This window comes from Polaromonas sp. P1_E12 (genome assembly GCF_056405975.1).
Genome location: NZ_JBFUBB010000009.1, coordinates 37091 through 60005, shown reverse-complemented (window position 1 = coordinate 60005; position 22915 = coordinate 37091). Strand labels below are relative to the sequence as shown.

Here is a 22915-nt window from a genome sequence, read left to right as displayed (position 1 = left end):
AAAGCATGGCGAACAGACAAGCACTTAGAGAGCTACAAACCCGGCTGGCCGACAGGTTGCAGATTGCGCGGACGCAAGGCGTTGCCGCGTCCTGGCTGGCCGTGGAGGCCGGCGGGAAGAAATACCTGTTTCCCCTGAGCCAATCCGGTGAGATTTTCCCTTGGGTCAGTACGCAGCCTGTTCCGTATACGCAAGCCTGGTTCGCCGGTGTTGCCAATTTGCGCGGTGGCCTGTTTGGCGTCGTGGATCTGGCGAGTTACGTCAGCGGCAAAGCACCCCCTCCCAAAAACGAACTTGCACGCACGGATTCCAGGCTTGTTGCACTCAACAGCGCCCTGGAAGTTAACTGCGCATTGCTGATCGACAAGCTGTCCGGGCTGCGCAATCAGGAGGCGTTCAGTGATTTTTCCGAAAAAGCGCCCGACGCGCCCGATTTCTTTGGCAACCAGTACGTTGACCTCAATGGTGCAACCTGGCAGGAAATCAACCTTCAGTTGCTTGCCCAGCAAGCGCATTTTTTGACGATAGGCGCATAGCGCACACTGTTTCTCTCCCGGAAGGCTCACCATGTCTGTTATTGAAAATATCCAGAAGCTATTTAAAACCAAGCCCGATCAGCCTGAGGACAGCATGGACATGGCTTCCGTCGGTACGCCAGATCCTCTTGCGACCGGAGCCATGGATCAGGCTTCGCTTCAGACCGCGGCGGTTCGGCAGCCGGGCGGTAGTGACGATGCTTTCGCGCCCAGCCGCATGGCGACCGCCGAGGACGGCGCACCTGCGGTAAATCAAGAGCTGCTGCGTCTGCCTTTATTGGGCCGCAGGACCATCGGTCAGCATCAGCGGGTGCTGGTGTTTTTCCTTGCCGTCGCGGTGGCTGTCCTGGGTACGGTGACTTTTCTGGCGCTGAGCCAGGCGGACAAAGTAGCCCAACAGGTGGCGGCTACCGGACAGTCATTGATGCAGTCGCAGCGTCTGGCGAAATCGGTGTCTCAGGCGCTGGTGGGCAGTGCCCAGGCCTTCCCTGACGTGCGTGAGAGTTCTGATGTACTGGCCAAAACCGTGCGTGGCCTGAAATCCGGTGAAGAAACTCTGCGTCTGGCGCCTGTGAGCGATGATCTGCAATCTGACGTGGAAAAGGTCACGCCTTTCATGGAGCGCGCTGAAAAGAACGCGAAAACCGTGATGGGCCAGCAAAATATTCTGACCCAGGTGGGCAACGCCCTGCGCACCATTAACCGCCAGTCTTCGGATTTGCTGGAAATTGCAGAAACTGTGTCATCACTCAAACTCCAGCAGAATGCGGCGCCGGCTGAAATTTCGGCATCCGGTCAGCTGGTGATGTTGACCCAGCGGATTGGTAAGTCTGCCAATGAGTTCCTGACCATGGAGGGCGTGAGCCCTGAAGCCGTGTTCCTGCTGGGCAAGGATTTGAACTCGTTCAAGGAAATTGCTCAGGGTTTGCAAGAAGGCAGCCCCGAGTTGCGCCTGGCCGGCTCCAAAGATCCGCAAACGCGCGAGCGGCTGGAAGCCCTGATGGCGCTCTATGAGCAAACCCGTGTGCAAGCCGGTGCCATTTTGGGTAACTTGCAGGGTCTGGTGTCTGCTCGTGAAGCGCAATCTTCGATTATTGCGGACAGCGAGCCCCTTCGTCGAGGCCTTGAGGATTTGCAGGGCAAGTTGTCGTTGCAGACCGGCCTGAGCGTTTTGTCGCTGGCCATCCTTGCGGGTGCTGCTACCTTTGCGCTATTGTGCGCAGCCGGCCTGGCCAAGCTGCAGGTGGAGGACAGCAAGCAGCGCCAGGCGGTTGCTGAAACCCAGCGACAGGAAGCTAAAGGACAGGAGCAGGACGCCAAGCGCGTCAACGACGCCAACCAGGCCGCCATTTTGCGTTTGATGAATGAGTTGCAGACAGTGGCTGAAGGTGACTTGACGCAGGAAGCGACCGTGACCGAAGACATTACCGGCGCTATCGCCGACTCGGTGAACTACACGGTTGAAGAGTTGCGGCAGCTGGTGGGTAACGTACAGAACACGGCGACCCGCGTTGCGCAAACGACGGCCCAGGTGGAAAGTACCTCGACCGAACTGCTGGCAGCGTCCACTGAGCAGCTGCGCGAGATTCGTGAAACCGGCCAGTCGGTGCTTGACATGGCATCCCGAATTAACGAGGTGTCCACGCAGGCGCAGGAATCTTCCCAGGTGGCGCGCCAATCGCTGACAGCCGCCGAATCCGGCCTGCAGGCTGTGCAGAACGCCATCGGCGGTATGAACTCCATCCGCGACCAGATTCAGGAAACCTCCAAGCGGATCAAGCGACTCGGTGAGTCCTCGCAGGAGATTGGTGAAATTACCGAACTGATTTCAGACATTACCGAACAGACCAACGTGCTGGCACTGAACGCCGCCATTCAAGCCGCGTCGGCCGGTGAAGCCGGGCGAGGCTTCTCCGTGGTTGCGGAAGAGGTGCAGCGACTGGCTGAACGTTCCGCAGATGCTACGCGCCAGATTTCGGCCCTGGTGAAAGCCATTCAGACCGACACGCAGGATGCCGTGGCCGCTATGGAACGCTCCACGCAGGGTGTGGTTGAAGGGGCCAAGCTGTCCGACAACGCGGGTACCGCGCTGACCGAGATTGACCAGGTGTCACGCCGGCTTGCTGACCTGATTGAGCAGATTTCAAACTCCGCCTCCCGCGAAGCCGCATCGGCGAACGTGGTGGCCGGCAACATTCAGCACATTTTCGCAGTGACGGAGCAAACGGGAGAAGGTACCCGTTCCACGGCACAGCAGGTGCGAGACCTTTCCCGCATGGCTGAAGAGCTGCGCCAGTCGGTGTCCCGATTCAAGATCGCCTGATGCCAGCTTGTCGTGCGCTGAACGCAGCTTTCGCCCCTGACACCGATTCCTGAACCGGCCCGTTATCTATGCAATCCAACGTCCCGAACTCAACAGCTGCCGAGCTCGACCTCGCTGTCAATGACCTGGGCCCCCTGGCCTGGGTACTTGACGAACTTCGCAAGTCGCTGGACGGTGCTGCCAAAGCGCTGAAGCGTTTTGTGCGGGACGCGGAAGCCGCGCGTGGGTCCGATCTTGCGGCGCTTGATGCCAGCCAGTTGCGCATCGCACGGCAGCAACTGCATCAGGCCGTGGGCGCGCTTGAAATGGTGGGCCTTGCCGGGCCAGCGTTGGTGTTGCGGGCGATGGAAGCTGCGGTGCAGAAATTTGTGCAGCAACCTGAGCAATGCAGCCAGGACGCTGCCGGCAAAATCGAACGCGCCAGTTTTGCGCTGACCGAGTATCTGGAAGGTGTGCTGGCCGACAAGCCCGTGTCGCCCGTTTCGCTTTTCCCCCAATACCGTGATGTGCAGGAATTGGTGCGGGCCGACCGCATTCATCCGGCTGACTTGTGGCCGCTTGAGTGGCGCTGGCTGGAGCCGGAACTGGCGACGACAGCGGAGCCCCGCAATTACGATGATGGTGCTCGCGCTGTCATGGATCAATCGGTGCTTCAAATCATGAAGGGTAAGGCACCGCAGGCAGCCAAAAAAATGAAGGAGCTCAGCCTCGGATTTGCGGCCAGACAGGCGGACCGCCAACCCAGGATATTCTGGAAGATCGCGGCGGCTTATTTCGAAGCGGTCGCGCATGAGTTGCTCGGGTCGGACATCTATGTACGGCGAGCTGCATCACGAATCCTGATGCAGTATGCCTCGCTTGCCAAGGGTGATACGGGGGTATCTGATCGGCTGGCGCAGGATTTGCTCTTCTTCTGTTCACAGGCTGTTTCTCCCCGTGCCAGCGACACGCCTGCGCTTTCGGCAGTCCGGTCAGCCTATGGTCTCAACCGCTTCAAGCCGGTGGACTATGAGCTCGTTCAGTTCGGACGTTTTGATCCGGCTCTGCTCGCCCAGGCCCGCAAGCGCATCACGTCTGCGAAAGAAACCTGGTCGTCGCTTTCCGCCGGGGACGCCAATAAATTCAAGTCCGTGACGGACCAGTTCAGCCTCGTCACGGATTCTCTGCTCAAGCTTCATCCGCCCAGCGAACCACTTGCGCAGGCATTGACTCGCGCCGTGGATACGACGGTCCGGTCTGGTCAGGCCCCTGGAATAGAACTGGCCATGGAAGTGGCCACCTCCGTGCTTTACCTTGAAGCCGCTTTTGATGACCTGGATCCCAACGATCCCCAGCTGGCTGTGAGAACAGCCAATCTTGCTGAGCGGCTGGAAGGCGTCCGTGCAGGCGGTGAGCCACAGCCCCTGGAAGGCTGGATGGAAGAACTGTATCGCCGGGTCAGCGACAAGCAGACCATGGGCAGCGTAGTCGGTGAGTTGCGTGTGTCGCTGGGTGAGCTTGAAAAATCACTTGATGTGTTTTTTCGCAACCCGCAGGACAAAGTCGCGCTTCAATCCGTGCCCGGCCAGCTTTCACAAATGCGTGGCGTGCTGTCGGTACTGGGGCTTGACCAGGCCTCGCACGCCGTGCTGCGCATGCGAGACAGCGTCGAGCAGATGCTGGTCACTGAAATTGATGAACAGCTCGCGCGTGCGGCTGGAACATTCGAGCACCTCGGAAACAACCTTGGCGCCTTGAGTTTCCTTATCGACATGTTGAATTACCAGCCGGCGCTGGCGAAAAAACTGTTTGTTTATGACGCGGAAAAAGGCGAGCTCAAACCTTTGATGGGCCGTACCCAGAACGCCGCCAGTGCGGCGACCTCTGTCACGGTCAACAATGATGTGCTGTCACAGGAAGTGATTTCTGTTGTGCAGGATGCGGGTCTTGGCGAAACTGACCACAACCTCACGCTCAAACTTGACACGCTGGCCACGCATGCGGCGCTGGCCGAACAGCCTGCGCTTGCCCAAAGTGCGCGCGAAGCCGCCGTCGCTGTTTCCGGAAGCAACGCGAGTGTTGCCGCGGAGGCGCTGACGACCTTGGCATTTGCCGTAACGCCGGTGCAGGCGGCGCCTGAGAGCCCGGCCGCGTCGGATGATTTTGAAGAAGACGATCTCCGTGACATCTTTCTTGAGGAGGCACGCGAAGTTGTCGGCAACGGCCAGCAAGCTTTGGCTGCACTGGTCAATGATCCGGCCGATGTATCTCAACTCACGGTTTTGCGGCGTGCTTTTCATACGCTCAAGGGCAGTTCCCGCATGGTGGGGCTCAACGAGTTCGGCGAGGCGGCGTGGTCGCTTGAGCAGATGCTCAATAGCTGGCTGGCGGACCAGAAGGTTGCTACGGATGAATTCCGGGCTTTGTCGCTGGAAGCCATGGGCGGTTTTGCAAAGTGGATTGAAGACATTGCAGGAAATCGCGATGGCTCGTGGTCGGCGTCTACTTTCCGTGCCAGCGCCGATGCAATGCGCACCGAGGGCCGTTACAGCCCCTTGGTGACTGCCGTAGTCGATATTGCCGAGGTTCCTGTGGTCGCCGTGGCGGCAGCAATGCCAACAGCGCTGGCACCTGAGCTGGAGCTGGATTCAGGTGTTCCCGAGACTGCTGGTGCTGAACCTGTTGCCGACCCGGCCGTCGTGACGGATTTGGATTTTGACCTCATGTTTGAGTCGGAAGGTACAGCTGCGATTGCGAGCCCTGTGGAGCCTGCAGGTCCGTCTGTGGCAGAAATTGAAGGCATTGATTTCGGCAGTCTGTCCGCGGTTTCTGCGACGGCTGGTACAACACCTGCGTCAACGCAGCCCGCTGCGGCGGAGCCGTTCGCGTCCCCGGAGATGGATGCAACAGAAGCGATCGAACTGTCGGACGCGGATTTCGACAAGCACTTTCAGGCTGAGCCTGTGGCGGCCGAACAGTCGGCGCCTGTGGTTTTTGACTTCACCCCTGAGGGGCAGCAACAATTGTCGACAGCGGCCGAAGGCGCCGATCTGGCCGGGCAACCGCAACACCTGCAGGCTGCCGAAGTTCTGAAGACGGATGATGTCGATGCAACTGACAGTGTGCTGCCATTGGATGGCAATGGTGACGAACAGGTCAAGGTCATCGGTGCCTTGCGCATTGGAATTCCGCTTTACAACGTCTATCTGAATGAAGCTGATGAATGGTCACGCCGGCTTGTGACTGAAGTGGCCGAATGGGCGCTCGAGCTGAACCAGCCGGTCAGCGACTCTACCGTCGCCCTGGCCCATTCCCTCGCGGGAAGTTCCGCGACTGTCGGGTTCCATGCCCTGTCCGGAATGGCTCGGGCGCTTGAACAGGCTTTGCAGCAGTCCAGCGTTCATCACAGCAATGGCGCTGCCAGGTATGGCCAGGTATTTGTTGATGCAGCGGAAGACATCCGCCGGCTTCTGCACCAATTTGCCGCCGGGTTTCTCAAGGAGGCGGATGCAACCATCCTTGACAGGCTAAAGCAACTCGATTTCTCTGATTCGGTTTTGCCCCCGGGTAACGATTTTTCCGACTTTGACTTCTCCCCCGAATCGGTGGAGGTTGAAACGGTCTCTGTAGAGCCAGTGCGCTCACCGGAGCCAGAACCAGAAGTGATCCTGGCTCAGGCAATTGAAATGCCGGTCCCCGCTCAGGTCACGCCGGTGCCTCCCCCTGCGGCTGTCGTCTCCCCGCCTGCCCGGCTGGTAGCGACCGTGGCTGCACCAGTGAACTCGAACTTCGAGGAAGACGAGGACGACGAAATCGATGCGGTCGATGCGATTGATCCCGACCTGTTCCCGATTTTTGAAGAAGAGGCTGCAGAACTCATGCCCCAGCTGGGGGGCGCACTGCGGCAGTGGTCTTCACGTCCTGATAATCAGGGCGCACGCATGGAAGTCCTGCGCGCACTTCACACGCTCAAAGGCAGCGCCCGGCTGGCAGGTGCATTGCGGCTAGGCGAAATGGCTCACCGGATTGAGTCCGAAATCGAACATCTCGGCTCTGATGCGGCTTCAACCCAGGAATTCGAACCCCTGATGACGCGTTTTGACGCCATGGAAGCGACATTTGAGGCCTTGCGCCGAGCTGATGCGGCTGCTGCGGCTGCCCCCGTCACGCTTACGCCTATTACGCCTGTTGCGCCTATTGCGGCCGTTGAGCCCGTACTGAAGTCGACCACGCAGGACAAGCCCGCTCCAATTGTGGATGCGCAGGAAACTCCAGCCGAGAGCGCCGCTCCGGTTGCCGTGGGTGCGGGCCGCAAGCTCACGGTGCCTGCGCCGCAGACCATGGCCATGCAGCCGCTGCGACAGGCGGCCAACGCCTCGATCCGCGTGCGCTCCCAGTTGCTTGACCGCATGGTGAATCAGGCTGGTGAGGTCATGATCACGCGCTCCCGGCTGGAAGCCGAACTCAGCCAGCTCCGGGGCTCGCTGAACGACATGAGCGGTAACTTGAACCGCTTGCGCCAGCAGCTGCGGGACATTGAGTTGCAGGCTGAAACCCAGATGCAGTCGCGATTGGCTCAGGCCAAGGAAGCCCAGGCAGGGTTCGACCCGCTGGAGTTCGACCGCTTTACCCGCGTGCAGGAACTGACGCGAATGATGGCCGAGTCGGTGAATGACGTGGCAACCGTGCAGCGCACCTTGCAGCGCACGGTGGAAGCCACCGAAGACGACTTGATCGCTCAGGCTCGCCAGACCCGAGAGCTGCAGCGCGACTTGCTCCGTACCCGCATGGTGGAGTTCGAAGGCATCTCCGAGCGTCTTTACCGCGTGGTGCGCCAGGCTTCCAAGGAAACCGGCAAGCAGGTCCGCCTGGACTTGCTGGGCGGCACCATGGAAATGGACCGCGGCATGCTGGACCGTATGACGCCGGCCTTTGAGCACTTGCTGCGTAACTGCGTGGCCCACGGTATTGAAAGTACGCAGGTTCGCACCGATGCGGGCAAGGACCCGGTCGGCCTGATCACCGTTCACTTGCGCCAGGAAGGTAACGACGTTTCGGTTGACTTCAGCGATGACGGCGCCGGCTTGAACCTGGCACGTATCCGCGAAAAGGCCGTCAGCCTCGGGATGATCACGGCTGATCAACCGCTGGAAGACGGCGACGCCGCGAACCTGATTTTCATGCCCGGCTTCTCTACGGCCGCGCAAGTGACCGAGCTGGCAGGACGCGGCATCGGTATGGATGTGGTCCGCTCTGAAGTCAACGCGCTCGGTGGCCGGATCGAAACCTCCACCGTCGCCGGTCAGGGAACGCACTTCAAGCTGGTACTCCCGCTGACTACTGCTGTGACGCAGGTGGTGATGATCCGCTCGGGCAATCTCTCAATCGGCGTACCTGCCAACGTTGTGGAAACCGTCAGGCGCGCTTCGGCCAAAGAACTGCAGCAAGCCTATAACACCGGCACACTGGAGATTGCCGGTGAGTCGATGCCCTTCTTCTGGTCCGGCGCATTGCTGCAGGCCTCGCACCACAGCGCCGAAGCCCAGGGCAAAACCACACCGGTCGTGATCTTCCGAAGCGCCGCACAGCGCATTGCCCTGCACGTCGATGAAGTGTTGGGCAACCAGGAGGTTGTGGTCAAGAACCTGGGCCCCCAGTTGTCCCGTTTGCCTGGCCTGGCCGGTATGTCAGTGCTGGCTTCCGGTGCGGTCGTGCTGATTTACAACCCGGTTGCGCTGGCTTCCGTGTATGGCCAGCAGGCGCGCGCATGGAGTTCAGACCGGGCCGAGCCGCACATGCTTGAAGGCTCCGGCGCTACCGCGGCAACCACCGACGGCGGCAGCGGCAGCGTCGCGAAAACGACGATGTCGGCACCTGTCGCCCCGCAGATCCCGTTGATTCTTGTGGTCGATGACTCCATTACGGTTCGCCGGGTTACGCAACGCCTGCTTCAGCGTGAAGGCTACCGTGTCTCCATGGCGGCCGACGGTCTGCAAGCGCTTGAACGCCTGCAGGAAGAGCGGCCAGCCGTGGTGCTGTCAGATATCGAAATGCCGCGTATGGATGGCTTTGACCTGGCGCGCAACATCAGGGCTGACGTGCGCCTCAATAACCTGCCCATCATCATGATCACGTCCCGCATCGCCGAGAAGCACCGTGAACATGCCAAGGAGCTGGGCGTCGACCACTATCTGGGCAAACCGTTCTCTGAAGAAGAGTTGATGAGTCTGGTGCGCCACTACTGCGCCGCCGAAACCGCCGCTTCTGCCTGAGAAAAACAGCCAAATCAGGCTGTAGTCCAGGCAGAACGTGCGCAAGCAGCTCCTAAAATAATAGCAAGGCCTGAGAGTTCCTCTCAGGCCTTTTTTACGACCGCATAGCGCTGCAGCGTCAGCGCCCGCGCTTCGTCGTGCTGCACGATGGGCGTCGGGTAGTTTTGGCCCAACACCACGCCCGCGGCGGCCAGCTCCAGCGGGTTCGCTAGCCAAGGGCTGTGCAAAGCCTTGTCTGGCAGCTGTGCCAGCACCGGCAGGTATTTGCGAATAAATTTACCCGCGGCGTCGAACTTCTCGCTCTGGCTGACCGGGTTGAAGATGCGAAAATAAGGCTGCGCGTCACAACCAGTGCTTGCCGCCCACTGCCAGCCGCCGTTGTTGGCCGACAGGTCAAAGTCGTTGAGCTTTTCGGCAAAGTAACGTTCGCCCCAACGCCAGTCGATGCCAAGGTCTTTCACCAGAAAACTGGCAGTCACCATGCGCAGGCGGTTGTGCATATAGCCCGTCTGGTTGATCTGGGCCATTGCCGCGTCCACCAGCGGGTAGCCCGTCCGGCCTTCGCACCAGGCCTGGAAAAGCACTTGGGCTTTATCGCCGCTCTCCCACTGTATCGCGTCATAGTCCGGCTTGAACGCGTTGCCGACGGCGTGCGGAAAATTGGCAAGGATCTGCGCGTAAAAATCACGCCAGATCAATTCGCTGAGCCAGGTGGCGGCACCTTCATTCCCTCGCTTTGCAGCGTTTAAAGCGAACGCAGCCATGTGCCGTATCGACACTGTGCCGAACCGAAGGTGCACGCCCAGGTAGCTCGGGCCCTTGACGGCAGGGAAGTCGCGTACCTCCTTGTACTGCGCCATGCGGCCAACGAAATCCCCCAAAAGCTGGGCACCGCCTTCGCTGCCCGTGGGAATTTTCAGCGCCGTCAGGTTGTTGACCTCAAACCCCAGGTCACCCAGTGATGGGACCGGACGTCGGCTTGTCGATACGGACGCCAGGGCCGCAGCATACTTTTCGACGGGATAAGGCTTGAGATAAAAGTCGTCCACCTTCTTCAGCCAGGCATTTTTGTAAGGCGTGAACACGGTGTAAGGCTTGCCCGCCTGGGTCAGCACCTCCTGGCGTTCAAAAATAACGTGGTCCTTGAAGCTGTAAAAGCCCTTGCCCCCGGCCTCGAGCGCCGCTTGTACTGCGGCGTCGCGCGCCAGCGACCGCGGCTCGTCATCGTGATTGGCAAAGACGGCATCGGCGCCCAGCTCTGCCGCCAGCCGCACCACCGCGTCCACGGCATCGTGATGGGCCGTCAACAGGCCGACGCCTAGGCTGCCAGCCGCTGCGCCCAGCTTCTCCAGTTGACCATCCAGGCTCAGTGCCGATTCCCGTATGAATTCCACGCGGCGGTCAGTTCGAGGCAAAGCCTCCAGAATGGCTTTGTCAAAAACAAGTGCGCAATACACCTGCTTACATGACTTCAGCGCGTGGTACAGAGCGGCGTTGTCCTGAACCCGCAGGTCGCGCCTGAACCACATTAACCCCGTTTCATACTTCTTGTGCATCCGGCCATCGTAGCGAAAAGCGGCTATCCGGCCTTAGATCCCCCGCGGATTGGCGGGCGGCTGGCAGGGTGGGCTCCCCGCGCCGTCCCGTCCGGCGTAAAATCCCGCCATGGCCACGGATTCTGCATCGATCAACCTCACGCACCACTTCCTCATTGCCATGCCGGGGATGGATGATGAAGCTTTTGCCAAGAGCGTGGTGTACATGTGCGAACATAGCGACCGGGGTGCGCTGGGGCTGGTCATCAACAAGCCCAGCGATATCAATCTCAAGAACCTGTTCGACAAGGTCGAGTTGCCTCTGCGGCGCGACGACCTGACCCAGTCCCCGGTATTCCAGGGCGGCCCGGTCCAGACCGAACGGGGCTTTGTTCTCCACGAATCCATGATGCCGGGCAACGAATCGGTCTATGCCTCGACGATGACGATCCCCGGCGGCCTCGAAATGACCACCTCCAAAGACGTGCTGGAAGCGCTCTCCACGGGCGCCGGCCCGCGCAGGGTGTTTGTCTCCCTCGGATATTCGGCCTGGGGTGAAGGCCAGCTGGAATCGGAAATCTCGGACAACAGCTGGCTCACGGTCGCTGCCGACGTCGGTGTGATTTTCGACACACCGGTAGAGCAACGCTACGACAAGGCGCTCATGCTGCTGGGCCTGCAAAGCTGGATGCTCTCTCCCGAGGCCGGTCACGCATGAGCCTTGCGGCCATGCCTTCCCCTCGGGCCACTGGCCTCCAAACCTTTCTGGCTTTCGACTTCGGTCTCAAGCGCACCGGCGTTGCCACCGGCAACGTGCTGACCCGTACCGCCACCCCCCAGCCCACCATCAACGCTGAAGGTGGCGACGCCCGCCTCAAGGCCGTCGAGACGCGCATCAAGGAGTGGCAGCCCGACGCCCTCGTCGTCGGCGTGCCCTTTCACCCCGACGGTGCCAGCCACGACAATACCGCGCGGGCGCAGAAGTTCGCCCGCCAGCTTCGCGGGCGCTTCGGTCTGCAGGTCTTTGAGGTGGATGAGCGCTACAGCACCACCGAGGCACTCGCCGGCGGCGCAGTCGATGCCGACGCGGCCTCGGCCTGCATCATTCTCGAGCAGTTTTTAAGGAGTTTCCCATGAGCAGCCTGACCCTTGACGCCGAGGCGCTATACAACGACCTGCTGCGCGGCATGCGCCAGCAACTGGCGTCCTATCCCTTGCCGCCCAAGCTGGTCGGCGTGGCCTCCGGCGGCGCCTGGCTGGCACAGCGCCTGCAAAAAGACCTGGGTCTGGAGGGCGAAGCCGGCGTGCTGTCTTCCTCCATGCACCGCGACGATTTCTCGCAGCGGGGCTTGGCCTCCAGCGGCCAGACCCTGCTGCCCTTTGACGTGAACGGCGCCCACCTGGTGGTAGTCGACGACGTGCTCTACACCGGCCGCACCATCCGCGCGGTGCTCAATGAGTTGTTTGACTACGGCCGGCCCGCCAGTGTCAAGCTGGTCGTACTGGTGGACCGCGGCGGGCGCGAGCTGCCGGTGCAGCCCGACCTGGCGGTGGCGCGCGTGGCCTTGCCCGCCTCGCAGTCGCTTGAGCTGGCCCGCGCAGAGGACGGCAAGTTCAGCTTCCAGGTTCAGGGCTGATCGTCACCATCACTATTACTGCCAGGCCACCCCCAAAAAACCAAGAGACCCCAAGGAGTCCATCACATGCTGTATCGACGAAATCCGCAACTCAACAAAAACGGCGAGCTGATCCACCTGCTGTCGATTGAAGGCCTGCCCAAGGCCACCTTGACGCAGATACTCGACACCGCCGCCAACTTCGTCAGCGTCAACAACCGCGAAGTCAAAAAAGTCCCGCTGCTGCGCGGCAAGAGTGTCTTCAATCTTTTCTTTGAAAACTCCACCCGCACCCGCACCACCTTCGAAATCGCCGCCACGCGGCTGTCGGCCGATGTCATCAACCTGGACATCGCGCGCTCATCGGCCTCCAAGGGCGAGTCGCTGCTCGACACCATCGCCAACCTGAGCGCCATGGCCGCCGATCTTTTTGTGGTGCGTCACAGCGAATCGGGCGCACCCTACCTGATTGCCCAGCACGTCGCACCGCATGTGCACGTCATCAATGCCGGCGACGGTCGCCACGCGCACCCCACGCAGGGCCTGCTCGACATGTACACCATCCGGCACTACAAGAAAGATTTCAGCAAGCTCACGGTCGCCATCGTCGGTGACGTGCTGCACTCGCGCGTGGCGCGTTCCGACATCCATGCACTCACCACGCTGGGCTGCCCCGAAGTGCGCGTGGTCGGCCCCAAGACCCTCGTGCCCGCCGACATGGCGCAGATGGGCGTGCGCGTCTGCAATACGCTCGAAGAAGGTATCAAGGACGCCGACGTAATCATCATGCTCAGGCTGCAGAACGAACGCATGTCCGGCGCGCTATTGCCCAGCAGCCAGGAGTTCTTCAAGAGCTTCGGCCTCACCACCGAAAAATTGAAACTGGCCAAGTCAGACGCCATTGTCATGCACCCGGGCCCCATCAACCGCGGTGTTGAAATTGATTCCGCCGTGGTCGACGGAACGCAAAGTGTGATCCTGCCGCAAGTGACTTTTGGTATCGCGGTCCGAATGGCGGTGATGAGCATCGTCGCTGGGAATGAAGCCTGAACGCGGAGAAAAAAAGAATGAAGATACTCATCAAGAACGGCCGCGTTATCGACCCGGCTTCCAAGTTCGACGAGATCTGCGACGTGGCAATTGCCGCGGGCCGTATCGTCTCGCTCAAAGGCACGCCTGCTGATTTCGCGGCCAACAAGACGATTGATGCCACGGGCTGCATCGTCGCCCCCGGTCTGATCGACTTGTCCGCCCGCTTGCGAGAACCTGGGCACGAGCACGAAGGCATGCTCGAAAGCGAACTGGCCGCGGCCGTCGCTGGCGGCGTGACCAGCCTTGTCTGCCCGCCTGATACCGATCCGGTGCTCGACGAGCCCGGCCTCGTTGAAATGCTCAAGTTCCGCGCTGAAAAGCTGCACCAGTCGCGCGTGTTCCCGCTGGGCGCGCTGACGCGTGCTCTCAAGGGTGAGACGCTGACCGAGATGGTCGAATTGACGGAATCGGGTTGCGTGGGCTTCAGCCAGGCAGAGGTGCCGCTGGCCAACACGCAAGTCATGATGCGCGCCCTGCAATACGCCTCGACCTTCGGCTACACCGTCTGGCTGCGCCCGCAGGAGATGTACCTGGGCAGCGGCGTCGCCGCCAGCGGCCCACTGGCCACACGCCTGGGCCTGAGCGGCGTATCGGTTGCCGCTGAGACCATTGCGCTGCACACCATCTTCGAACTGGTGCGGGCCACCGGCGCGCGCGTGCACCTGTGCCGCATCAGCAGCGCCGCGGGTGTGGCTCTGGTGGCCAAGGCCAAGGCAGAAGGCCTGGCCGTGACCTGCGATGTCAGCATCAACAGCCTGCACTTGACCGACGTGGACATCGGCTACTTCGACAGCCGGATGCGGCTGGACCCGCCGCTGCGCCAGCAGCGCGACCGCGACGCCATCCGCCAGGGACTGGCCGACGGTACTATCGACGCACTGGTGTCAGACCACACGCCCGTCGACGAAGACGCCAAAACCCTGCCCTTTGCCGAGGCTGAGCCCGGCGCCACGGGGCTTGAATTGCTGCTGGGCCTGGCCTGCAAATGGGGTACTGACAGCGATGTTGGTCTGCAGCGCGCGCTGGCAGTGCTCACGAGTGAACCCGCGCGAGTGCTGGGCAACGCGCTTGGCACGCTGCAGGCCAGCGCGGGGCAGCTCGTTAAAGGCGGCGTGGCCGATATCTGCGTGTTTGACCCCACCGGTGAATGGACAGTCGAGCCCGCCGCCTTGCGCAGCCAGGGCAAGCACACACCGTTCTCAGGTCACCAGATGCCTGCGCGTGTGCGCTGGACCATCGTGGGCGGACAGCTCGCTTATGAAGCTCCTGACGCTTCGCACTGAGGCGCTGCTTCCTTATGAAATGGCTTCACTTTTGTGGGACCTTGTTGCGCGCCACCGTGCATGCCGTCCAGGGTTTCTGGACGATCAAGACTGCTTTCCCCAAACTACCCCAGGCTGAGCAGGAGGCCCGCGTACAGGCATGGGCCGGGGCCATGCTGCGCATCGTGGGCATTGAACTGGTGGTCAATGGCACGCCGCCGGCCACCGGCCCGGTGTTGCTGGTGGCCAACCATATTTCGTGGCTGGACATCCTGGTGATGCATGCCTCGCGTCATTGCCGCTTTGTCTCCAAGGCGGATGTGCGGGACTGGCCCTTCGTGCGCACGCTGTCCGACGGCGCAGGTTCGCTGTATATCGAGCGCGAGTCCCGGCGCGACGCCCATCGCGTCGTCACGCAAATGGCGGACCGCCTTCGCGCGGGCGACATCCTGGCGGTGTTTCCTGAAGGCACCACCGGCGACGGCATCACCCTCAAGCACTTTCACGCCAACCTCATCCAGGCGGCCATTGAAGCGTCTGTGCCGGTGCAGCCGGTGGCGCTGAAGTTCATCGACGCCGCCAGCGGCGCAACCAGCTTCGCCCCCAGTTATGTGGATGACGAGACGCTGGTCGGATCGATCTGGCGCACCCTGACTGCGCCGCCGCTCAAGGCGGTCGTCACCTTTGGCCAGGCGCAGGCCCCGCAAGGCCAGACCCGGCGGGTGTGGGCACAGACGCTGCGCGAGGACATTGAGCGTCTGAGGCAGACGCAAGGACGCTGAAACGTCAGGCTGGTGTTATAGCCGGCGCCGCGCCAACTTCGCGCGGAAAGGTCACCACATGGTCGACCTCGGCACGTATGCCTATCCACTCGCCCAGCGCGTGGTTGTGGTGCGACGGCACATGCGCCATCACCGTCTCGCCAGTCTGCAGCTTGAGCGTATACAAAAACTCCGAGCCGCGAAACGCCTTGCGCACGATCTGCGCCTTCACCGGGGCGTTGTCATCATGCACGATGTCGTCGGCACGCAGCAGCACATCGCACAAGCCGCCGGCGTACGCCCCGGGCAGCGGGCACTCCAGCATGTCCGTCAGGTCACCGAGCGCGGTATGCACCACCACGTCGTCACCGTGTTGCTCGATATGGGCTTGTGCGAAGACCCCATGGCCGATGAAGTCAGCCACAAATCGGGTGGCAGGGCGGTGGTACAGCGCATAAGCCTCATCCCACTGGTGCAGTTTGCCCTGGTGCATTACGCCGATGCGGTCGCCGATGGCAAAAGCCTCCAGCTGGTCATGTGTGACGAACAGCGCTGTGGCGCCAGCCGCCTTCAGGATGCCGCGCACCTCGTGCGCCAGTCGCTCGCGCAGGTCCACGTCCAGGTTGGAAAAAGGCTCATCCAGCAGCAGCAGGCGTGGCTGCGGCGCCAGCGCGCGCGCCAGTGCCACGCGTTGCTGCTGGCCGCCTGAAAGCTCATGCGGAAAGCGCTTGTGCACATTGCCCAAGCCGACCAGCTCCAGCACGTCTCCGACGCGCTGCTTGCGCTGAGCGGGTGTTAGATGAGTGAGCCCGAAGGCCACGTTGTGCGCGGCATCCAGATGCGGAAACAGCGCGTAGTCCTGAAACACCATGCCAATGCGGCGGGATTCGGCCGGCACATGCAAGGCGGCGGTGCTCACCACATCCTTTGCCAGCGTAATGCTGCCGGCATTGGCCCGTTCAAGGCCAGCCACTGCGCGCAGCAAGGTGGTTTTGCCGCAACCTGAAGGCCCGATCAGAACGCCGATTTCCCCTGCCTGGAGGCTGAACGACACGCCGTCCACGGCGGGTTTTGAGCGGCCGGCGTAGTGCACGCCCAACTGGGAGATATCCAGAAACATGCAGACAATTGTAGATGCTTACAATTCTCATTTGCAGTGACTGACTGCAAAAGCGTGGCGAACGCAGGCGGGGGCAGGGCTCCTTCCCGCGAGAGGCCTTTTTGCTGAGGCTTTCCGGGGCTCCATGTTTCGCCGATATTTCCCTTCTGTTGTGCTGTTTTTGCTGGTTGGGCTGCTGACGCTGCCGGTGCTGGCCGTCGCCTTGTCCTGGCTGCAGTTCAACAGCGATGCGCAATCCATCCTGCTGCAGATGCTGCAGACCGTGTTGCCCGATTACACGCGCACATCACTGCTGCTGTGCCTGTGCGTGGCCTTTGGCGTGGCGGTGGTGGGAATGGCCACCGCCAGCATGGTCACGCTGTTTGATTTCCCCGGGCGCCGGGTGTTTGAGTGGGCCTTGCTGCTGCCGCTGGCCATGCCGGCCTATGTGCTGGCCTATGCGTATACCGACTTTCTCCAATACGCCGGCCCGCTGCAGACCTGGCTGCGTGCCAGCTTCGGCCTGCAGGGCCGGCTGCTGCCCGAGGTGCGCAGCCTGGGGGGTGCCGTACTGGTCTTCACCGTCGCGCTCTACCCCTATGTGTACCTGCTTGCGCGCACGGCCCTGTCTGAGCGCGCCGTGCACCTGATGGAAGCGGCGCGCCTGCTGGGCGCACCGCTGTCGCGCCGCATCCGCGGTGTAGCGCTGCCGCTGGCGCGGCCTGCCGTGGCCGCTGGTGTGGCGCTGGCGCTCATGGAAACACTGGCCGACTTCGGCGTCTCCAGCTATTTCGGCATCCAGACCTTCACCGCCGGCATCTACAAGGCGTGGCTCTCGATGGACAACCGCATCGCTGCGGCGCAGCTGGCGACCGTGCTGCTTTTCTTTGTCGCGCTGCTGCTGTGGATAGAGCACAGCGCGCAAAAGCGCATGCGCTTTGCCACCGGCCGCGGTGCACGCGCGGGCGCGCAAGACGCGGCCCCCGCGCAGTTGCGCGGCCTGCGCGCCGTTTCGGCCTGGCTCGTGTGCGCCGTGCCCATCGCGCTGGGCTTTGTGCTGCCGGTGCTCTTTATGCTGAGCCCGCTGGCGCTGGGCTGGGACAACCTGCTTTGGGACAAATTCATTGGCTGGACGCTCAGCAGCATTGGCCTCGCAGGCTTGAGCGCGCTGTTGGCCACCGCGCTTGCCTTGGGCTTGGCCTTTGCGGTGCGCCGGCAACCGGGCCTGCTCACCCGCGCTGCCGTGCACCTGGCGGGTCTGGGTTATGCCGTGCCCGGCGCGGTGATTGTGGTGGGCCTCTTGCTGCCTGTGAGCTGGCTGCAATCCGCCGCGCCGCAGACAAGCGCGGGCTACTGGGTCACCGCCACCATCCTCGGCGTGGTCTGGGCTTACCTGGTGCGCTTCAGCGCCGTGGCACTGCAAAGCCTGCAAAGCGGCTACTCGCGCATCCCGGCCAGCTTTGACGACAGCGCGCGCATGCTGGGCACCAGCGGTATGGGCATCCTCAGCCGCGTGCACTGGCCGCTGCTCAAGCGCTCGGTCGCGGCGGCCGGCTTGCTGGTGTTTGTCGATGTGATGAAAGAGCTGCCCGCCACGCTGGTGCTGCGGCCCTTCAACAGCGACACCCTGGCCGTGATCACCTACCAGCTCGCGCGCGACGAGCGGCTCGGTGAGGCCGCCTTGCCCGCGCTGGCGCTGGTGCTGGTGGGTTTGCTGCCCGTCGCGCTGCTCAGCCGCACACTGCGGTCTAAGTAAACGCAACCAGCCTGTCCCCGTCACCCGCACTCAGGCCTTGGCCTTGATGTAGCGGTATTCCTGTGTCGGGCCACCAAGCCGCAGGCTTCGGCGCGCACATCGTGCACATTGCCCAGCAGCTTGCAGAAGGAGGAAAAGGCTTCGCGACGTACTGCGCTTTTTCATCTTTGGTGTTGGCACCTCGCACCCCCTTGATGTCGAAAGAAAAACCGTTCTTGCCTTGGCTGGCCAGCGTGCTATGCAACTATGTTCCGGCCAGGAAGCCGTTGCGAATTTTGTTGCTTTCCTTCGCGCAATGGCGCGCTCTCGCAGCGCGGCACACAGCCCTGTAAGCATGAACCTACGCTCATCAAATACGGGGACCTACGGTGGGAGAAAAAGAACGAACTTATGGTGTGAATATGCCGCCCGGGAAGTAGCACGCAGCGAATAGGACATCAGTGCCACGGGCGAATTTATCAATTGACGTTCAGGAGGACACCATGAACAAAGACCGCGTGGAAGGCAACTGGCTTCAATTCAAAGGCAAGGTCAAAGAACAGTGGGGCAAGCTCACTGACGACGACCTTGATGTGATCGCCGGCAAACGCGACCAGTTGCTGGGCCGCATCCAGGAGCGCCACGGCCTCAGCAAGGATGAGGCTGAGAAGCAGGTCGCCGCCTGGAAGGACCGCAACCCGACCGATTTTTTTGAGCGTTATTGATCCGCCGTTGAGCGCTCCAGGGTCCATCCCCAACCAATCCATAACTCCAACTCATCCAAAGGAAAATCCATGAAAACCAAATTGCTGATGCTGACAGCCGTGATGTCTTGCGCTTTTGCCGGCCAGGCCCTGGCTATGACCAAAGAGGAACATAAAGCCCAGAGCGACCGCATCTCGGCCGACTACAAAGCCGGTCGCGACAAGTGCGCCACCTTGAAAGACAATGCCAAAGACATCTGCGTGGCCGAAGCCAAAGGCGCTGAAAAAGTCGCCAAGGCCGAACTGGAAGCCCAGTACAAGCCCAGCCCGCGCAACACCGAAAAGGTGGCTCTGGCCAAAGGCGATGCCGCCTACGACGCCGCCAAGGAAAAGTGCGACGACCTGAAAGGCAATGACAAGGACGTCTGCGTGAAAGATGCCAAAGCGGCCCACGTCAAAGCCAAGGAAGACGCCAAGGTCGCCAAGACCTCAGCCGACACCAGCAAGAACAAGACTGAAAAAGTGACCGAAGCCAGGAAGGACGCCAACGCCGAAAAGCGCGAGGCCGATTACAAGGCCGCCAAAGAGCGCTGCGATGCCCTCACCGGAACCGCCAAGGACAGCTGCCAGAACGATGCCAAGGCGAAGTACGGCATGAAGTAAGCTGCCCACCGGTTGGCCTCGGCAAGGCCTGTCGGAATGGCAACCCCAATCCCGGTCCTGCATTTGCAGCCCGGGATTTTTTATTCCTTGCTATCAAATGAATAGCTGCTTGCGCACGATGCGAATGATCTGTCGGCAATTTGTGCAAAAAATGGCACGAAGACCGCGAAAAGCCACCGACCGCAGGCCATGCGCCTGAGCCCGCGCGCGGCATTTTCCCTCAGCGGCCCCCGCGCTGCGCATCCCATCCTGCGCCCGTAAAATCGGGGCCTTTGGGATTCAGCGGCTGCCTTCATGGCGACTGCCCTGATCCCCATCAGTTCCAGCAAAGGTACGCATGATTGTTCAGGATGGTTTGCCCGCTCGCGAACGCTTGCGTGCGTTGCTGGTCATCGTTCTCGGTATTGTCATGGCGGTGCTCGACGGGACCATCGTCAACCTGGCGCTGCCGGACATCGCCCGAGAACTGAACGCCGCGCCCGCCCAGTCCATCTGGGTCGTCAACGCCTACCAGGTCGCCACGCTGGCGCTCTTGCTGCCGCTGGCCACATTAGGCGACATCATCGGTTACCGTCGCGTTTACCTGGCGGGCATGGCCGTGTTCACGCTGGCCTCGCTGCTCTGTGCGCTGGCTGATTCATTGACCACACTGGCGCTGGCCCGCGTGCTGCAGGGCTTGGGCGCGGCTGGCCTCATGAGCGTCAACACCGCGCTGGTTCGGCTCATCTACCCCAAACACCTGCTCGGCCGCGGCATCGCCATTAACTCGCTGGTGGTGGCCACCGCCTCGGTGGCCGGCCCGTCGATTGCGGCCGGCATTCTTTCCGTCGGTTCGTGGCCGTGGCTGTTTGCGCTCAATGTGCCATTCGGCCTGATGTCGTTGTGGTGGGGTCGAAAGGCCCTGCCCGAGAACACCGCCAAGGCAGAGAGCCTCAAGCTCTCACTGGTCGATGTGGTGCTCAACGCCCTGATGTTCGGCCTGGTGTTCCTGGGCGTAGACGGCCTGGGTGTACGTGTGGAAGCTGTGCCGGGTGCTGCATCATCCTTGTGGCTGCCGCTGGCCGAGCTGGCCGCCGGAATCGTCATCGGCGTGATCTACGTGCGCCGCCAGCTGGCCATGCCCGTGCCGCTATTCCCGCTTGATTTGCTGCGCATTCCCGTGTTCGCGCTGTCCATGGGCACGTCGATAGGCGCCTTCTGCGCGCAGACGCTGGCCTATATCTGTCTGCCCTTTTTGCTGCTGGGCAGCTACGGCTTCAGCCACCTCGAGGCGGGCTTGCTGCTCACCGCCTGGCCGCTGGCGATTGTGGTGACTTCGCCGCTGGTGGGCCGGCTCATAGGGCGCTATCCAGGCGGCCTGCTGGGCGGCGTTGGCATGGCCATGCTCTGCCTGGGGTTGGTGTTGCTGGCCGTGTTGCCCGTGCATCCGGCGCAGGCCGACATCGTCTGGCGCATGGCGCTGTGCGGCATCGGCTACGGCCTCTTTCAGTCACCCAACAACCACACCATCATCACCTCGGCGCCCGCACACCGCAGCGGCGGCGCCAGCGGCATGCTGGGCACGGCGCGTTTGACGGGACAGACATTGGGCGCGGTTTTGCTGGCGATGATTTTTGCCGTGTCCAGTCCCGGCGAAGGCGGTCAGGGTCCCTTGATTGCCCTTTGGCTGGCCGCTGCCTTTGCCGCCACGGCCGGTGTTTGCAGCGCCTTGCGCATGACGCAGGCAGCACGAACCAAAACTCAGACGGATTAAACGACGGGCGCCTGCAGGCCCGCCGCCCGGTGCACCTCGACGCGGATTTCTTCGGTAAGTTTTGCCTTGAGATCCGTGAAAACCGGGGTCGTCTTTACCGAGTAATGCCGTGGATGCTCCAGGGGCACCGCAATGTCGCACTTGATGCGGCCCGGTCTTGCGCTCATGACGACCACGCGGCTGCCCATAAAGATGGCCTCATCGATGTCATGCGTCACGAACAGCACGGTTTTCTGCTCGGCCTCCCAGATGCCTTGCAGCAGCTCCTGCATCAGCTCGCGCGTCTGATGGTCGAGTGCGCCGAAGGGCTCGTCCATCAGCAGGATGCGCGGGTTGTTGGCAAGGGCACGAGCGAGTGCTGTGCGTTGTTGCATGCCGCCCGAGAGCTGCTTGGGGAAATGGTTCTCAAATCCCTGCAGTCCGACCTTCTTGATGAATTGGTGCGCGATATCGTGCTGCTTTTCCAGTGGCATGCCTTTTTCCCGCAGGCCAAAGCAGACGTTTTGCAAAATCGTGAGCCACGGAAAGAGCGTGTAGCTCTGGAACACCATGCCGCGGTCCGCGCCAGGGCCCGCTATGGGTTTGCCGTCCAGCACGATGGTGCCGCTTGTGGGGATGTCCAGCCCGGCGACCATGCGCAGCAGGGTGGACTTGCCGCAGCCTGAAGGGCCGAGGATGGTGATGAAGTCGTTCTCGGCAACCGCCAGATCAGTTGCTTGCAGCGCGACGGTGCCGGGGCCCTTGTTGGCGGCAAAGGTTTTCGACAGCTGGTTGACGGTCAGGATCGGTGTGGAGGAAGAAGTCATCGGCCTAACTGAGCCCACGGGAAAAGTTTTCTATTGAGCGCTTTAAATACCAGGTCGGTGACCAGGCCGAATACACCAATGACGATAATGCCGAAGATGATCTGGTCTGTCGCTAGCAGTGCCTGGCTGTCAGTGATCATGTGGCCGATGCCGCTGGACGCGCCTATCAGCTCCGCGACGATCACATAGGTCCAGGCCCAGCCCAGTACCATGCGCAAGGTCTCGGCAATCTCGGGCGCTGCACTGGGCAGCAGCACGCGCACCACGATGCCGCGGTCGGCCGCGCCCAACGTGTAGGCCGCCTCGACCAGGTCGCGCCGGGTATTGCCGACGCTCACGGCAATCATCAACACCAGTTGAAAGAAGGAGCCGATAAAAATCACGGCGAGCTTCTGTGCCTCTCCGATACCTGCCCAGAGGATGAGCAGCGGAATAAACGCAGAGGCGGGCAGGTAACGCGCAAAGCTCACAAAGGGTTCAAAGAACGCTTCAACCGGTTTGTAGGCGCCCATCATCACCCCCAGCGGAACGGCCAGCAAGGCGGCAATCGCAAAGCCGCCCAGTACCCGCCAGACCGTCATGCCAATGTCCTTGGCGAAACCCTGGTTGGCCAGCAGGTCGTAACCTGACTTAACCATGGTGATGGGGTCGGCCAGAAATGTCTTGGAGACATAGCCGCCCAGCGTGAAGATGGCCCACACCACGAAGAAGAGAACGAAGAAACTCACACCCAGCGCGATGCGCGCGCCGGGCGAGACGGGTTGTAGTGGCCGCATGCT

General features: G+C 61.6%; 17 protein-coding genes. 13 read left to right on the top strand and 4 right to left on the bottom strand.

The features are described 5' to 3' along the window. Positions 1 to 5 precede the first annotated feature (5 nt). The 3 genes from AC1D13_RS21495 (at position 6) to AC1D13_RS21485 (ending at position 9110) form a co-directional block, all read left to right on the top strand. The gene (locus tag AC1D13_RS21495) at positions 6 to 536 is read left to right on the top strand and encodes a chemotaxis protein CheW (RefSeq protein ID WP_092131850.1); all 531 of its coding nucleotides are present in this window, start codon (positions 6 to 8) and stop codon (positions 534 to 536) included. A 31-nt stretch (positions 537 to 567) separates the two neighbouring features. Next, the gene (locus tag AC1D13_RS21490) at positions 568 to 2859 is read left to right on the top strand and encodes a methyl-accepting chemotaxis protein (protein ID WP_457281038.1); all 2292 of its coding nucleotides are present in this window, start codon (positions 568 to 570) and stop codon (positions 2857 to 2859) included. Between the two features lie 68 nt (positions 2860 to 2927). Further along, entirely contained in the window at positions 2928 to 9110 is a 6183-nt protein-coding gene (locus AC1D13_RS21485) for a hybrid sensor histidine kinase/response regulator (RefSeq protein ID WP_477690269.1), read from the top strand. A gap of 83 nt (positions 9111 to 9193) precedes the next feature. On the opposite strand, the gene AC1D13_RS21480 is transcribed toward AC1D13_RS21485, so the two are convergent. Beyond that, complete coding sequence (locus AC1D13_RS21480) at positions 9194 to 10666, bottom strand: cryptochrome/photolyase family protein (RefSeq protein ID WP_457281036.1); 1473 nt, start codon at positions 10664 to 10666, stop codon at positions 9194 to 9196. A 109-nt stretch (positions 10667 to 10775) separates the two neighbouring features. Here AC1D13_RS21480 and AC1D13_RS21475 point away from each other — a divergent pair, with 109 nt between their 5' ends. The 6 genes from AC1D13_RS21475 (at position 10776) to AC1D13_RS21450 (ending at position 15397) form a co-directional block, all read left to right on the top strand. Beyond that, positions 10776 to 11363 (top strand): YqgE/AlgH family protein, encoded by a 588-nt coding sequence (locus AC1D13_RS21475; protein ID WP_457281035.1) that lies wholly within the window; start codon positions 10776 to 10778, stop codon positions 11361 to 11363. Beyond that, positions 11360 to 11782 (top strand): Holliday junction resolvase RuvX, encoded by a 423-nt coding sequence (ruvX, locus tag AC1D13_RS21470; RefSeq protein WP_457281034.1) that lies wholly within the window; start codon positions 11360 to 11362, stop codon positions 11780 to 11782. The genes AC1D13_RS21475 and ruvX overlap by 4 nt, the downstream gene beginning before the upstream one ends. Continuing rightward, positions 11779 to 12282 carry a bifunctional pyr operon transcriptional regulator/uracil phosphoribosyltransferase PyrR gene (pyrR, locus tag AC1D13_RS21465; RefSeq protein WP_457281033.1) on the top strand — a complete coding sequence of 168 codons (504 nt, stop codon included), beginning with the start codon at positions 11779 to 11781 and terminating at the stop codon, positions 12280 to 12282. The genes ruvX and pyrR overlap by 4 nt, the downstream gene beginning before the upstream one ends. A 66-nt stretch (positions 12283 to 12348) precedes the next feature. Then, positions 12349 to 13311 (top strand): aspartate carbamoyltransferase catalytic subunit, encoded by a 963-nt coding sequence (locus AC1D13_RS21460; protein ID WP_457281032.1) that lies wholly within the window; start codon positions 12349 to 12351, stop codon positions 13309 to 13311. 17 nt (positions 13312 to 13328) lie between these two features. Beyond that, entirely contained in the window at positions 13329 to 14636 is a 1308-nt protein-coding gene (locus tag AC1D13_RS21455; protein WP_477690268.1) for a dihydroorotase, read from the top strand. 14 nt (positions 14637 to 14650) lie between these two features. Continuing rightward, positions 14651 to 15397, top strand: a complete 747-nt coding sequence (locus AC1D13_RS21450; protein WP_477690267.1) for a lysophospholipid acyltransferase family protein — start codon at positions 14651 to 14653, stop codon at positions 15395 to 15397. Positions 15398 to 15401: 4 nt separating this feature from the next. Here the strand turns inward: AC1D13_RS21450 and AC1D13_RS21445 are convergent, their stop codons facing one another. Continuing rightward, positions 15402 to 16496 carry an ABC transporter ATP-binding protein gene (locus tag AC1D13_RS21445; protein ID WP_457281029.1) on the bottom strand — a complete coding sequence of 365 codons (1095 nt, stop codon included), beginning with the start codon at positions 16494 to 16496 and terminating at the stop codon, positions 15402 to 15404. Positions 16497 to 16620: 124 nt separating this feature from the next. On the opposite strand from AC1D13_RS21445, the gene AC1D13_RS21440 reads away from it, so the two are divergent. The 4 genes from AC1D13_RS21440 to AC1D13_RS21425 all read left to right on the top strand — a co-directional run bounded on the left by AC1D13_RS21440 (position 16621) and on the right by AC1D13_RS21425 (position 21330). Further along, a complete protein-coding gene (locus AC1D13_RS21440; protein ID WP_477690266.1) occupies positions 16621 to 18231 on the top strand; it encodes an ABC transporter permease in 1611 nt (536 codons plus the stop codon). A gap of 482 nt (positions 18232 to 18713) precedes the next feature. Beyond that, positions 18714 to 18935 (top strand): CsbD family protein, encoded by a 222-nt coding sequence (locus AC1D13_RS21435; RefSeq protein WP_457281027.1) that lies wholly within the window; start codon positions 18714 to 18716, stop codon positions 18933 to 18935. A gap of 69 nt (positions 18936 to 19004) precedes the next feature. After that, positions 19005 to 19577 (top strand): hypothetical protein, encoded by a 573-nt coding sequence (locus AC1D13_RS21430; RefSeq protein WP_457281026.1) that lies wholly within the window; start codon positions 19005 to 19007, stop codon positions 19575 to 19577. Positions 19578 to 19914: 337 nt separating this feature from the next. Then, the gene (locus AC1D13_RS21425) at positions 19915 to 21330 is read left to right on the top strand and encodes an MFS transporter (RefSeq protein ID WP_457281025.1); all 1416 of its coding nucleotides are present in this window, start codon (positions 19915 to 19917) and stop codon (positions 21328 to 21330) included. On the opposite strand, the gene AC1D13_RS21420 is transcribed toward AC1D13_RS21425, so the two are convergent. After that, positions 21327 to 22136, bottom strand: a complete 810-nt coding sequence (locus AC1D13_RS21420; RefSeq protein WP_477666642.1) for an ABC transporter ATP-binding protein — start codon at positions 22134 to 22136, stop codon at positions 21327 to 21329. The two genes, AC1D13_RS21425 and AC1D13_RS21420, sit on opposite strands and share 4 nt — an antisense overlap. Next, positions 22133 to 22912: an ABC transporter permease gene (locus AC1D13_RS21415; protein ID WP_457281023.1), complete on the bottom strand. Its 780-nt coding sequence runs from the start codon at positions 22910 to 22912 to the stop codon at positions 22133 to 22135. The genes AC1D13_RS21420 and AC1D13_RS21415 overlap by 4 nt, the downstream gene beginning before the upstream one ends. Between the last annotated feature and the right edge of the window lie 3 nt (positions 22913 to 22915).

Excerpts from the sequence above, each read along its gene's own strand:
- AC1D13_RS21495 (WP_092131850.1), top strand. The coding sequence starts at position 6 with ATGGCGAACAGACAAGCACTTAGAGAGCTACAAACCCGGCTGGCCGAC.
- AC1D13_RS21490 (WP_457281038.1), top strand. The coding sequence starts at position 568 with ATGTCTGTTATTGAAAATATCCAGAAGCTATTTAAAACCAAGCCCGAT.
- AC1D13_RS21485 (WP_477690269.1), top strand. The coding sequence starts at position 2,928 with ATGCAATCCAACGTCCCGAACTCAACAGCTGCCGAGCTCGACCTCGCT.
- AC1D13_RS21480 (WP_457281036.1), bottom strand. The coding sequence starts at position 10,666 with ATGCACAAGAAGTATGAAACGGGGTTAATGTGGTTCAGGCGCGACCTG.
- AC1D13_RS21475 (WP_457281035.1), top strand. The coding sequence starts at position 10,776 with ATGGCCACGGATTCTGCATCGATCAACCTCACGCACCACTTCCTCATT.
- ruvX (WP_457281034.1), top strand. The coding sequence starts at position 11,360 with ATGAGCCTTGCGGCCATGCCTTCCCCTCGGGCCACTGGCCTCCAAACC.
- pyrR (WP_457281033.1), top strand. The coding sequence starts at position 11,779 with ATGAGCAGCCTGACCCTTGACGCCGAGGCGCTATACAACGACCTGCTG.
- AC1D13_RS21460 (WP_457281032.1), top strand. The coding sequence starts at position 12,349 with ATGCTGTATCGACGAAATCCGCAACTCAACAAAAACGGCGAGCTGATC.
- AC1D13_RS21455 (WP_477690268.1), top strand. The coding sequence starts at position 13,329 with ATGAAGATACTCATCAAGAACGGCCGCGTTATCGACCCGGCTTCCAAG.
- AC1D13_RS21450 (WP_477690267.1), top strand. The coding sequence starts at position 14,651 with ATGAAATGGCTTCACTTTTGTGGGACCTTGTTGCGCGCCACCGTGCAT.
- AC1D13_RS21445 (WP_457281029.1), bottom strand. The coding sequence starts at position 16,496 with ATGTTTCTGGATATCTCCCAGTTGGGCGTGCACTACGCCGGCCGCTCA.
- AC1D13_RS21440 (WP_477690266.1), top strand. The coding sequence starts at position 16,621 with ATGTTTCGCCGATATTTCCCTTCTGTTGTGCTGTTTTTGCTGGTTGGG.
- AC1D13_RS21435 (WP_457281027.1), top strand. The coding sequence starts at position 18,714 with ATGAACAAAGACCGCGTGGAAGGCAACTGGCTTCAATTCAAAGGCAAG.
- AC1D13_RS21430 (WP_457281026.1), top strand. The coding sequence starts at position 19,005 with ATGAAAACCAAATTGCTGATGCTGACAGCCGTGATGTCTTGCGCTTTT.
- AC1D13_RS21425 (WP_457281025.1), top strand. The coding sequence starts at position 19,915 with ATGATTGTTCAGGATGGTTTGCCCGCTCGCGAACGCTTGCGTGCGTTG.
- AC1D13_RS21420 (WP_477666642.1), bottom strand. The coding sequence starts at position 22,136 with ATGACTTCTTCCTCCACACCGATCCTGACCGTCAACCAGCTGTCGAAA.
- AC1D13_RS21415 (WP_457281023.1), bottom strand. The coding sequence starts at position 22,912 with ATGCGGCCACTACAACCCGTCTCGCCCGGCGCGCGCATCGCGCTGGGT.